The 12,301-nt window shown below is 71.8% G+C and carries 7 protein-coding genes; 3 read left to right on the forward strand and 4 right to left on the reverse strand.

Annotated elements, in window-relative coordinates:
* From OG245_RS30045 to OG245_RS30055, 3 genes are all read right to left on the reverse strand, one after another.
* Nucleotides 1-1,206: an ABC transporter substrate-binding protein gene (locus OG245_RS30045; RefSeq protein WP_371626494.1), complete on the reverse strand. Its 1,206-nt coding sequence runs from the start codon at nt 1,204-1,206 to the stop codon at nt 1-3.
* Between the two features lie 134 nt (nt 1,207-1,340).
* Nucleotides 1,341-1,745 carry a roadblock/LC7 domain-containing protein gene (locus tag OG245_RS30050; protein ID WP_371626495.1) on the reverse strand — a complete coding sequence of 135 codons (405 nt, stop codon included), beginning with the start codon at nt 1,743-1,745 and terminating at the stop codon, nt 1,341-1,343.
* Nucleotides 1,742-4,168: a nitrate- and nitrite sensing domain-containing protein gene (locus tag OG245_RS30055; protein WP_371626496.1), complete on the reverse strand. Its 2,427-nt coding sequence runs from the start codon at nt 4,166-4,168 to the stop codon at nt 1,742-1,744. Before OG245_RS30055 ends, OG245_RS30050 begins: the two co-directional genes overlap by 4 nt.
* 519 nt (nt 4,169-4,687) lie before the next feature.
* Here OG245_RS30055 and OG245_RS30060 point away from each other — a divergent pair.
* The gene (locus OG245_RS30060; RefSeq protein ID WP_371626497.1) at nt 4,688-7,531 is read left to right on the forward strand and encodes a toll/interleukin-1 receptor domain-containing protein; all 2,844 of its coding nucleotides are present in this window, start codon (nt 4,688-4,690) and stop codon (nt 7,529-7,531) included.
* 69 nt (nt 7,532-7,600) lie between these two features.
* On the opposite strand, the gene OG245_RS30065 is transcribed toward OG245_RS30060, so the two are convergent.
* Complete coding sequence (locus tag OG245_RS30065; protein ID WP_371626498.1) at nt 7,601-8,380, reverse strand: hypothetical protein; 780 nt, start codon at nt 8,378-8,380, stop codon at nt 7,601-7,603.
* A 448-nt stretch (nt 8,381-8,828) separates the two neighbouring features.
* On the opposite strand from OG245_RS30065, the gene OG245_RS30070 reads away from it, so the two are divergent.
* Both OG245_RS30070 and OG245_RS30075 read left to right on the forward strand, forming a co-directional pair.
* Nucleotides 8,829-9,464 (forward strand): hypothetical protein, encoded by a 636-nt coding sequence (locus OG245_RS30070; protein ID WP_371626499.1) that lies wholly within the window; start codon nt 8,829-8,831, stop codon nt 9,462-9,464.
* Nucleotides 9,431-12,244, forward strand: coding sequence for a TIR domain-containing protein (locus tag OG245_RS30075; protein WP_371626500.1), 2,814 nt, complete (start codon nt 9,431-9,433; stop codon nt 12,242-12,244). Before OG245_RS30070 ends, OG245_RS30075 begins: the two co-directional genes overlap by 34 nt.
* Nucleotides 12,245-12,301: the final 57 nt, after the last annotated feature.

Here is a 12,301-nt window from a genome sequence, read left to right on the forward strand (position 1 = left end):
TCAGCTGCCGAGCGTCGCCAGGTCCTGGACCATGACGTTGGCCAACTGGGCGCCGTCCGGCCGCACCTGGCGCAGGTACCACGTCTGCACCGGCGAGTGGGCCTTGTCGCCGAACTCCCAGGCGCCGCGCGGACTGTCGATCTGGCCCAGACCCGCGATGGCCTTGTTGATGGTCTCCGACGTCACGTCGCCGTCCTTCGCCGCGTCGGCGATCGCCTTGTCCAGCACGGCGGCCGCGTCGTACGACGCCATCGCGTAGGTGGTGGGCTGCGTGTCGTGCTCCGCGGTCCAGTCGGCGGCGAACGTGCGGTTGGCCTCGTTGTCCAGGTCGGCCGCGTAGTTCAGGACGGAGTAGATGTCCTTCGCCGCCGCGCCCTGCGCCTGGAGCACGCTGCCCTCGGTGACGAAGGCCGTGTACAGCGGCAGATCGGCGATGTCCGACTGGGCGTACTGCTTGGCGAAGTCGATCGCGGCCTTACCCGCGTAGAAGCAGTACACCGCCTCGGCGTCCGTCTTGGCGATCTCCGCGAAGTACGGCATGAAGTTGGTCGTCTTCGGGAACGGCGTCCAGGTGGTCTTGCCGTCCGGGTTGGCGAGCTTCCCCTTGACCCGCTTGAACTCGTCGGTGAAGCCGCGCAGTTCGTCGTGGCCGCCCTGGTAGTCGGGGCCGATCGCGTAGACCGGTCCGTCGACCTTCTCCTTGATGTACGGGGCGATGGCCCGGCCCGGCTCGTCGGACAGGAAGCTCGTCGTCCAGACGTACTCGATGTCCTTGACCGGGGGCCGGGCGTTCGATCCCAGGAAGGGGATCCTGGCCTGCTGGATCAGCGGCAGCACGGCGTTGACCGAGCCGCCGCCGACGAGACCCGTGAGCACGTCGACCTTGTCCTTCTTGACCAGCTTGGTGGCCGCGGGCACGGCGGTCGGCGGGCCGTCGCCCTCGTCCGCGACGATGAGCTCGACCTTGCGGCCGCCCAGCTTGTTGCCGTGGGTCTCCAGATACAGCTTGAAACCGTCCCGCAGCTCCGTGCCGACCGGCTCGTAGGTGCCCGACAGCGAGGCGACCAGGCCGACCTTCACGGTGTCGTCGCCGGCGCCGCTGTCGCCGCTGCAACCGGTGACGGCCGTCAGGCCGAGGACGAGGGCGGCAGCGCCGGCCGACCGGAATCCGCGGCGGTGGGGACGGGACGGGGCGGAGAAGAACATGGGGGCTCTCATCACAGTGTCGGGGGAAGGGGCGTCGGGGTGCCGGTGGGAACGGGTGCGGCGGGGAGGCCGCCGCACCCGTGGGAGTCCCGGCCGGCGAGTGGTCCCGGGGTGGGAGACGGCCGGACCGGCGGTCAGCGAAGGGGCGGGAGGCTCGGATCGCGGACCTGGGGAGACAGCGAGTCGCCGACCTGGTTGATCAGTTCGGACATCATGTAGCTGACCTCGCCGATGTCCGCGTCCCTGGTGGTGGTGACCAGCAGCGAGGCGCCGCTGGAGACGGCCATCGAGAACATGTAGCCGCCCTCCATTGCGGTGAGGCTGTGCTCGACGGGATCGGTGTCGGTCAACTGTGCCGCCGCGGAGAGCAGGTTCACGACGCCGGACGCGATGGCGGCCAGCCGCTCGGCGTCGTCGCGTTCCACACCGGTGTACGCCAGCGCGAGTCCGTCCACGGACACGGCTATCGCCTGGGTGACTTCCGGGAGGCGCCCGGCGAAATCGCTCAGGATCCAGCTCAGGTCGGAGGAGGTGGTCATTTCTCGGTCCGTTCGGTGGTGTCGTCCGGGGCGGAACGCCCCCGGTGGTTCGTGCTCCGGTTGATCCCCTGGGCGTAGGCCGCCAGCACGTCGGAGACCTGTCGGGAGTCCCGTCGGCGGGGCGACGGCCGCGGAGCGCCGGCTCCGGGGCGGCGCTGTTCGGCACCCTCCCGCTTCCCCGGGGCGGGCCACTGCTGAGGCGTTCTGCGCTGCCGCAGGGGCAGCCCCGAGGAGCTGACGCCGGCGACACGTGACACCGGCTCGGCGTGCACGGGGTGCGGCGCGGGCGTGCTGCCGTGTTCCTGATCGGGTGTGCCGCTGCCTGGCCCGCCGCCGCGGGGCCCCTCGTGGCCGGACGTGGCTTCCCGCTCGCCGCCGACGGGGCCCACCCCGACCGGGGTGCTGTCGTGGCCGGGGCGCGCGCCGGCCGCGGCCGGATGCCGGCGGCCCTTCGGCCCCGGCGGTGTGACCGGCCGGGGCGCCTCGTAGCCGGAGCCGCCGCCGAGTGTGCCCGGCGTCGGAGGCTGGTCCTCCTCCAGGTCCAGGGCCAGCACCTGCGCGGGCAGGGTGACCTCGGCGATGGTGCCGGGGCCGGAGGAGTCGCGCAGTTCGACGACGATGCCGTGGCGCGCGGCGAGCCGTGCCACCACATGCAGCCCCATGGACCGTACGTCGCCGATGCCGGCCTGCGGTTCGAGCAGCGCGGCGTTGTGGACCGCGCGGCGCTCCGCCGTGATGCCCACGCCCTCGTCGACGATCTGCACGACGGCCCGGTCCCACAGCCGCCAGACGGCGACCCCGACCTGCTTGTCCGGGGGCGAGTACCGGGTCGCGTTGTCGAGCAGCTCCGCCAGGATGTGCGCCACGTCGTGCACGGCGCGGGCGGTGATCCCGATCCCCGACTCGATCACGCCCAGGGAGACACGGTCGAACCGCTCGATCTGCTGGGCGGCGGCCACGATGACGGTGGAGCAGCCCACATCCGCCGAGCGCACCCGGGCGTTGCCGTAACCACCCAGCACCAGGAGGTTGTTGGTGTTGCGCTCCATGCGGACGGCGAGGTGGTCGAGAGCGAAGAGGGTCTTCATCCGCACGGGGTCGGCCTCATCGCGCTGCACGGTGTCCAGCTCCGACACCATGACCGCGGTCAACCGTGCGCCCCGACGTGCGACCCCGACCAGTGTCTCCGCCAACTGATCGTGCACGAATGCCTGTTGGGCCGCGAGGCGGACGGCCTCGTGGTGGACGGCGTTGAACGCCTCACCGACCTCGCCGATCTCGTCCTCGCCCGTGGTCCCGACCGGGTCGCCGGTCCGCCGGGCCACCTCCTCGGGCGTCGCGCCGCGCAGTGCGCCGGGCTGGGACAGCTCGCTCATCACGGCGGGCAGCCCGGAATGGGCGACCTCATGCGCGGCGTTGCGCAGATCGCGCAGCCGCCGGACCATGGCGCGGCCCAGCCGGATCGCGACGACGACGACGCCGACCAGGGTCAGCACCACCAGCGCGACCTCCGCGCCCGCCGTCCAGATGAGGGTGGTGCGTACGTCGGAGACCTGGGCGAGGACGGCCGCGTCGACCCGCTTCTCCACCGAACGCAGCAGCTCCTGACGGTCGTCGGCGGCCTGCTGCCACTCCTTCGGGGTGACCGTGATGTCCTTGCCGGCGCCCGTCCGTCCGATCTCGTCCTCAAGGCGCCGGGCCTCCAGCGCCTTCGTACCGGAGAGGGTGCGCTCCAGCCAGGCCCGCCATGCGCCGGGCCCGAGGTCGAACATGGCGCCGGTCGACTCGGTGTAGCCCATCCGGCCGGCGTCGAACGTGCGCTGCGAGGCGGTGGTGAAGCCGCCCGCGGCCTGCGCCCTCATGACGGTGACCTGCTGCTGGGCCGTGTGTTCGGCGGCCTCGGACAGGGCGGCGGCGGCGCGGATCCGGTCCGCGATATCGGCGTCCACGCCGTCCGCCTGCGCGATGCCGTCGCGGTAGCTGTTGAGGTCGGCGATCACGATGCGATAGCCGAAGGCGAGGGCGGAGACGGTGCTGCTTCCCGAGCGCACCTGGGCGCGCAGGCCGGGCATCTCCTCGATGAAGCGCTCGATGCGGTCCAGGGCGCCCTGTGCGCTGCCGGGTACGGAGGAGAGGCTCTTGGTCCGGCCGAGGAATCCGGCGACGCTCTCGTCGGTCGCGTTCGTGCGCAGCCGGAAGGCTTCGGCGTCTGTCTGCTCGGAGACCAGGGCGGTGGCCGCCGCCCGCTCGCTCTGTAATCGGTTGGCCAACTCGCTTGCCCCGGCGGCTGCTTCGACCATCGAGGTCAGCCGGTCGGCCTGGAGTGCCTGGCTGGTCGCGGGTGCGAGTGCCAGCACCGAGAAGGCGACGGCCACGGTGAGCGGTGCCGTGACGAGGAGGACGAGGCGACGGTTGATTTTCACTGCGCGGCTCCGTCGCCGGAACCGGGCTCGAGTATCGGTGACACGCGGATACCTGTACCTGTTTACGGATCGTGGGGGTGTCGGTGAGGGCGTGCTGGTGTGTGGGGGGACGAGGTTTGCGGTGGGGGGAGCGGTGCCCGTGGGGCAGGAGAGGCCCCAGCGGCGCGCGGCATGATCCTATGCCGTAGTGCGCACCTCCGGATGGGTGAATCCTTGAAAAATCTGCGCACCGATCGCACAGAGGCATTCCGACTTCGCTCACAAGTGAGCGTGTAACAAGGGTTTTTGACTGTTCGGGCCACTGAGGGTGTCATGTGAACCTCGGCGGAGTGAACGCCGATGGGCGTCGAACACCACGTGCGATCCTACGAGTTGCCGGACCGTGGGTCAGTGTGTCAGTGGGTGAGTAGGTTCAGTGGGCCAGTAGGTCAGTAGGTCAGTAGGTCAGTAGGTCAGTAGGTCAGTGGGTCAGTAGGTTCAGTGGGTCAGTTGGCCAGTGGGCACGTCGGGGGAGCGTCGATGGACCGGGACGGATTCATCTCGTACAGCCATCTGCGCGACAGGGAGCTCGCGCAGGCCCTGCAGCGGGGCATGCACGAACTCGCGCGGCCATGGACGCGACGTCAGCAGATCAGCGTCTTCCGCGACACCACGAGCCTCTCCGCCAACCACGACCTGTGGTCGTCCATCCTCGGTGAGCTGGAGCGGTCCCGCTACTTCATCTACCTCGCCTCACCCGAGGCGGCGGCCTCGCGCTGGGTCCAGAAGGAGATCCAGTTCTGGCTGGACAACCGCTCGCCGGAGCGCATCCTCATCGCGGTCGGCTCCGGGACCGTCCACTGGGACCCCTCGGCGGGCGACTTCGACTGGTCCCGGACGACCGCGCTGCCGCGGATGCTCGAAGGGGTGTTCCGCGCCGAGCCGCTCTGGGTGGACCTGGTGGAGGTGCGCACGAGCCAGAAGTACTCCCTGCGGCAGCCGGAGTTCCGCAGCGCCGTCGCGGCCCTTGCCGCACCCCTGCACGGCCGGGACAAGGACGAACTGGACAGTGAGGACATCCGGCAGCGCCGTATCGCGCTCCGCCTGCTCCGAGGCGCCGTCACGGTCCTCTCGCTCCTCCTCGCCACCTCCCTCGCCGTGGGCGGCTATGCCTGGAAGATGCGCGGCGAGGCCCTGGACCGTGCTCTCGTCTCCGCGTCACAGGCGCTCGCGGCCCACTCCATGGAGCTGGCCGACACCGATCCGCGCAGGGCCGCCCAGTTCGCCCTGTACGCGGACGAGGTCGAGCCGACGGGCGAGTCGGCGCGGGCGCTGACCCGGGCCATGGACGCCAACAGCGGCGTCGCACGCCATCTCCAGGGCGGACTGGGCGCCGCCGCCAGCTACAGCGGCTCGGGGGGCGACGCCGCCACCCAGGTCGCCGTCAGCGGTGACGGCAGCACACTCGCCTACTTCTCCGACCTGGGCGGAGATGCGGGACGGGACCGGGAGGTGCATGTCTACGACATCCGCGAGGGCCGCGAGATGAAGGACCTCAGGACCCAGTGGCCCCTGGGCGGAGGCGCGCTGGAACTGAGCGCGGACGGCCGGACCCTGATGCTGGAAACCTCGTACAACAGGATGGAGGTCTGGGACGTCCGGCGGGCGAAACTGCTCCGCACGATCACCGCGAGCGAGGGCAGGGAGCTGGCGCAGGCGCACAGACGCCTGCACGCGTACGCGATGTCCGGCGACGCCCGGTGGATCGCCGCCACCTACCGGACGCCCGGAGACGAGGACACCCTGTGGCTCACCGTCTGGAACGCGCACACCGGCGAACGCGTCGACCACCGGCGGGCCGGAGGGGACCTCCGGCTCTCCTTCACGGCGGACTCCCGTCTCCTGAGGGCGCTCGACACCTCCGGAGCCGGCCTCAGCACATGGGATCCGAGGACCCGGCAGTGGAAGAACGCCGGCCCACTGCCGGACATCCCGATCGCCGACCGCTCCGTCACCCTCTCGGCAGGCGCTACCGGTACGGTCCTGTTCGGCTCGACGGACCGGGCGGCGGCCGAGCTCTGGGACCTCCGCGCGGGCAAGCGGCTCGCCACGGCCACGGGTTCGCTAGGACACGCCGCGCTTCCGGCGGACGCCTCCGGTTCGGTTGTGGCCGCCCGGGGCAAGCAGGTCGCCCTCTTCGACTCCACGCTGCGCCGACCGCGCACACTGGGCTCCTTCGCGTGGCCCGTCAAGAGCGTCGCGGTCTCGAACGACGGCCGGTGGGTGGCCGCCGGGTCCGGGGACGGAGCCGTCTCGCTCTTCGCCGCGGACGGAGCGGGCTTTCAGCGGACCCTGCCGAACGAGGGCCGGCTGAAGGCGGGTGAACTCGCCGCGGACGGACGGATCGCCTACCGGCCCGGGCCGGAGGGTACGGAGCTCTGGGCCGTCTCCGACCGCGAAAGCGGCCTCCGGAGACTGGGCCGGATACCCCGCCCGATGCGCGCGCACGACACGGCCGTCGCCGCCACGAGCGACGGCAGCCGGGTCACCGTGGTCGACGAGGGCGTGTTCTCCACCTGGGACCCCCGCACCGGGAAGCCGGTGGGGGAGGAGAAGTCCTTCGACTACCGGTTCGGACCCGACCAGGGGCTGCGTCTGTTCTACCTGGCGGACGACATCCACGTGGTGAGTGCCTGGGACAGCGGCATCCACCTGATCGACACCCGGACCTGGAGCGTGAAGCAGACCCTCCTCCCCGAGGAAGGCCCGTACCAGCTCCTGGCCATGTCCGGCGACCGCAGGACCCTGGCGGCCGTCGAGTCGGCCGTGGGCGCTGTCCAGGTGTGGCGGTGGTCGGGCGAGGAGCGTTTCGAGGAGGTGATGACGGGCGGGACGCCCCCCTCGTCACGGAACCTGCGGGTCGCCGTCAGCCACAGGGGCGAGAAGCTGGCCTCCGTGGACTCCGACGGGCGCATCTCGCTCTTCGACGTCGGTTCCGGCCGGGCCGTCCTCAGCTCCGTGGTCGAGGAGCCGGGACTCCCGGAAGTGGTCTTCAGCCGCGACGCCCGCACCCTGGCGCACGCCTTCAGCACCGATACCCGGAGCGGCCTGGAGTTCTGGGACGCCGGAAGCGGCGAGCACAGGGGTGAGTGGGTGCTGGGAGCACCCGCCCCGTCCTCCGCGGAAGAACCCTCCCTGCAGGTCGTGCCCGGCTCCGACAGCGAGGTCCTCACCCTCGACTCCGCGGGGACTCTCCTGAGCCGGTCCCTCGACATCTCCGGCTGGCGCGCGAAGCTGTGCCGCATCGTGGACGACCCGCTGAGCAAGGCGGACTACGACCGGTACCTGAGCGGTCTGGCCGTCGACGCCCCCTGCCGCGCGTAGATGTCCCACCCCACCTGTGCCGCGGGCGCCGGACCCGCGGTCCGGCGACGTCCGGGGCGCGACGCCCGCTCAGCCCCGGGTGCGCGCGGCGCCGTCCGTCGAGGGCCTGTGGTCGCCGTCCGTCCCGCCCTCGGGTGAGCGGGGCGCGGGGACGACACCGATCAGCGCCTCGGCCTCACGTACACCGGCGAGGCGGGCGAAGCCGACCGCGTAGTCGTAGATGTCGCGCTGGACCTCCCGCAACGCGGCCCGGCAGGCCGCGTTCCGCGACCACGCCGATTCCGGGCTGTCCGGGTGCGCCCTCTCGAAATCCTGCAGAAGCGGGTGCCAGTGGGAGAGGAACGGGCGCAGCGCCTGGTTGAGCATCGTGATCGCGAGGTACTCCACCGTCTGCCCGCTCGGCACGGCGGCGGACGGGCGGCTGGCCTTCAGCGTCTCGCGCGTCGTCGCGAAGAGCCCGTACATGGAGCTGAGCGCCTCCCGGACCACCCCCTGGTCGCTGGCGAGCGGCTGGGTGGACACCCTCGTCACGGTCTCCACGAACAACTGCCAGGCCACCTGCCGGGAATCGTTGTTGACGGCGAAAGTGAGCTCGCTCAACTGCGGGACCGTCACCTTCACCTCGGTGAGGCGGGCGGTGCGCTGGTACCACTGGACCGCGACCACGGCAGCCGCGCCGGCGATGCCGCCGGTGATGGCGAACAGGCTGCGGCTCGTCACCTGGGTCAGGCTGAAGACGGCGAGCCCGATGACCGCCCCGATGACCGCCGCGCTCAGCAGCCGGAGCGTCGTGCCCCTCAGGATCCTCCACCTCTGGTTCGGTACCCCTCCGGGCTGCGCTGTGCTCATCCGCTCCCACCGACCCCTCGTGCCCCTGTGCGCTGTACGTACCGGCGACGTGACCGGTGGGAACGAACATATCGCCAAACGGCTTCGCCACGGGCCCAAAGGGCTCTCGCCGTAGCTGGGTTGACACCTCCACGCCCGCAGGCCGGGTGGCGCGGAGACGGCCGGAGGTGCGGAGGCCGGGGCCGGGAACGCCCGGCCGGTGGACACGACATCGAACGAACTGGCGACTATGCGGAAGGCGGTACGGGTGCACACCTGCGCTCGGGTCCACGGCCCTCCACCGCGTGTCGGTCGCGCGATAGCATGCGAGGTCCTTCCACCTGATCGGTCTCGACCCCGAAGCAGAGGGAACGACATGTCTCCCAGCTCCTTGCCTTTCTTACGGCGGCCGTTCCTCCGGCGACCGTTCCTCCGGCGTGGCTCGGCCGTCGCTCGCACCTCCCTGCTGATGCCGGCCCTGGCGGCGGTGCTCGTCGTCGGGTGCTCCGATGCCGACGGGCCGGACCGAAGCGGATCGGCCGGGAGCAGGCCAACCGCGTCGGCGGGCCCGGCCGCCTCGTTCCCGCCGACCCCGCCGCCGGCGGCCGGGTGCGCCGGAAAGCCGCTCGACCACCGGGACATCCAGCATCCGGACCTCGGGCCGGTCCGCGTGTTCCTGGTCCAGCGGCCCGTGTCCGTCAGCCGGCCGACCGGCTGTGTCGCGGCCGTCACCGGAAACGGGCGTGCGCTGGACCCTGTCGAGGTGGACGCCAACTGGAGCATGGAGGACCCGTTGCGCTTCGCCGCTCCGGCGACCGACTCGACCGGAAACACCTTCGTGATCTACAACCCCGGGCGCTACGACGGGGTCCTGGTGCTCGTCCCCACCGCGGACGGATTCGCCGACATCGGCTGGCGGAGCGCGGACGACCATTACAGCGGCGGCAGATTCGCCTACTACTACGCGAGGACCGCCGGTCCCGGCAAGGACGGCGCGTATGCGATCGTCCAGTCCATCAAGGGGTGTGATCCCTCCTGCGCCGAAGGCGCCACCGCCAAGGTGACCTTGCGGTGGGACGGTCGCGACTACCTGCCGACCGGTTGATGCGGACGCGTTGGTGGCCGCGCGGGCGCGGGCTGGGTTCGGCGTCCGCACGGCTGCGGTCCCTCGCGCCCGCCCGCGGTCGGGTCAGGACCGAGCTGGGGTACGGCGTCTTCCTGTCCTACAGCGGTGAGCGCGACCGGCGATGGCTGCCCGGCCTGCGGCAGGTGATCGAGAAGCAGTCCCGCCCCTGGTACCGGCCGCCGCGTATCAGGGTCTTCCTCGACCGGACGGGTGTGTCGATCGGCCCGGAACTGTGGGGCAAGATCGAGGCCGGTCTCGCCCGCTCCGACTGGCTCGTGGTCCTGGCGTCGCCGGAGGCGAGGTCCTCGGTGTGGGTCGACCGGGAAATCGCGTGGTGGCTGGAGCACAGGTCGGTGGAGACCGTCCTGCTCGTCGTCACGGCCGGGCGGCTGGTGTGGGACGAGCGGCGGGGCGACTGGGACCCGGAACGGTCGACGGCGCTACCGCCCCGGCTGGCAGGGAAGTTCGCGCGGCAACCCGTCTGGAAGGTCGTGGACCTGCTCCCGGACGAGGACGCGGGGTTCTCTCCCGACGTCGACGGTGTCGCCCTCGGCGTCGCCTCCGTGGTGCGCGGCCTCTCCGAGGACGCACTCCGCTCGGAAGGACTCCGCGAAACCCGGCGTAACCTGCGGACGGCCAGGGGCGTCGCAGCCGCCCTGGGCTGTCTGCTGCTGATCGCGAGCACCCTGGCGGTGGTCGCGGTCCTCTCACGTTCCGAGGCGACGCGGGAGCGCGACCATGCCGTTGTCCAACAGCTCATCACCCAGGCTTCGTTGCTCGCCGACCGGGACCCGTTCGCCGCCCGGGTGAAGGCGTTGGCCGCGTGGCGGATCAGCCCCACTCCGGAGACCCGTTTCGCCGTTCTCGACGCCTCGGCCAATCCGGCGTCCGGAGTGCTCTCCCACTCGGTGCCCGTGGAGGCGGTGGCGTTCAGCCCCGACGGCAGGACCGTCGCCTCCGGTGGTGGCGACGGGGTGGTGAGACTCTGGCGGACCGGGACACAGCGGGCGGTGGGGCGTCCCCTCATCGGGCATCACCGGAGCATCACCTCGATCGCCTTCGCGCCGGACGGCAGGACCCTCGCGACCTCGGGCTTCGACGGCACCGCCCGGCTCTGGGACGTGGCCCGCCGCAAGCAGATCGGCGCCCCCTTCAACAGCGGTGCCGGGAGGGTCCATTCCGTCGTCTTCGGCCGCGACGGCAGCACACTCGTCACCGCCGACGAGGACCTCTCGGGGACCGTACGGGTATGGGACCTGGCGACCCGCCGCCAGATCGGCCGGCCGCTCGTCGGCCCGGGACAGTTCCTCGCCCTGGCCTCCGACGGCAGCAAGGGCGCCTGGGCCGCCCAGGACGGCGTACGGCTCTGGGACATCGCCTCCCGCACACCGGTCGGAGGGGTGCTGAAGGACCGGGGCAGCATCGTCACGTCGCTCTCCTTCAGCCCCGACGGCAAGACCTTCGCCGCCGCCGACATCGACGGCGGCCTCCAGCTGTGGGACGCCGCGGCGAGGACCCCGATCGGAGAGAAGATCCCTACCCCCTCCACGGGGATCACGACGATCACCTTCAGCCCCGACAGTACGAAACTCGCCGCCGCGTACCAGGACGGTGGTGTGCGGCTCTGGGATCTCCGGCGGGGCGGCCGGGTGGGCGGCCCGCTCATCGGCCACACCACCACGGCCCGCGCCGTCGCCTTCAGCCCGGACGGATCGGTGCTCGCCAGTTCGAGCGACGACACCACGGTCCGCCTCTGGGACATCCGTACACTGCGGCAGACCGGAGCGCCGATCGACACGGGGGCACAGAAGGCGACAGCACTCAGCCCGGACGGACGGGCCCTGGCCGTCGTGGACTCCGAGGGGACCGTGCGCCTCTGGGACGTCGCCGCACGACGCCGCGTCGGCGGTGTGCTGGCGCGCGACGTCGACGAGCTGAGCCCCACCCTCGCGTTCCGCCCCGACGGCGCCGTGCTCGCGATCGGGTCCGACGGGCTACGACTTCTGGATGTCGCGACCCGACGCCCCGTGGGCGAACCGCTGGTCGGCGCGGGCGAGGTCGGTGCGCTGACGTTCGGCCCGGACGGCAGGACCCTCGTCAGCAGCGGTCCGGAGTCCGTGCACGTATGGGACCTGACGGCACGGCCTCCCGCCGGCTCAGCGCTCGGCGCCTGGTCCTTCAGCCTCGCGGTGAGCCCGGACGGCCGCACGCTCGCCACCGCCACGGAGGACGGCACGGTGGCGTTCTCGGACATGGCCACGCACCGCCGTACCGGCGAGACCCCGATCGATCACACCGCGCAGCTGGCGGGGGTGGCCTGGAGTCCGGACGGTACGACGCTCGCCACCGCGAGCCGCGACGACACCGTGCGCCTCTGGGACGCGGCCACACAGGAGCGGATCGGGTCGCCACTGCGGGGCCACCGCGGCGGCGTCACGTCCGTGGTGTTCAGCCCGGACGGCAGCACCCTCGCCACCGGGGGCAACGACCACACGGTCCGGCTCTGGGACATCGCCAGCGGGCGCCAGATCGGCGATCCGATGGAAGGACACGGCGCGCGTGTCATCGGTGCCGCGTTCACCCCCGGCGGTACGACGCTGGCCAGCTGGGCGGAGGACGGCACGGCACGCCTGTGGAACGTCGGAGCGGCGGCCGACCCGGTTCGGTCACTGTGCGCCTGGGCGGGCGGCGCGTTCACCGCCGACCGATGGCACGAGAGCGTGCCCCCGGGCCCCGAGCCCCGCCCGCTCTGCCCGTAGTGAGCGGGCAGGACGACCGGCGAACCGGGGCGCGGACGCGGAGCACGCGCCGCCCCC

The organism is Streptomyces sp. NBC_01116 (genome assembly GCF_041435495.1).
In the GTDB taxonomy this organism is placed as follows: domain Bacteria; phylum Actinomycetota; class Actinomycetes; order Streptomycetales; family Streptomycetaceae; genus Streptomyces.

What these genes read in the sequence shown, in the direction of transcription:
- OG245_RS30045 (WP_371626494.1), bottom strand. Translation starts at nt 1,206, where the DNA reads ATGTTCTTCTCCGCCCCGTCCCGTCCCCACCGCCGCGGATTCCGGTCG.
- OG245_RS30050 (WP_371626495.1), bottom strand. Translation starts at nt 1,745, where the DNA reads ATGACCACCTCCTCCGACCTGAGCTGGATCCTGAGCGATTTCGCCGGG.
- OG245_RS30060 (WP_371626497.1), top strand. Translation starts at nt 4,688, where the DNA reads ATGGACCGGGACGGATTCATCTCGTACAGCCATCTGCGCGACAGGGAG.
- OG245_RS30065 (WP_371626498.1), bottom strand. Translation starts at nt 8,380, where the DNA reads ATGAGCACAGCGCAGCCCGGAGGGGTACCGAACCAGAGGTGGAGGATC.
- OG245_RS30070 (WP_371626499.1), top strand. Translation starts at nt 8,829, where the DNA reads ATGCCGGCCCTGGCGGCGGTGCTCGTCGTCGGGTGCTCCGATGCCGAC.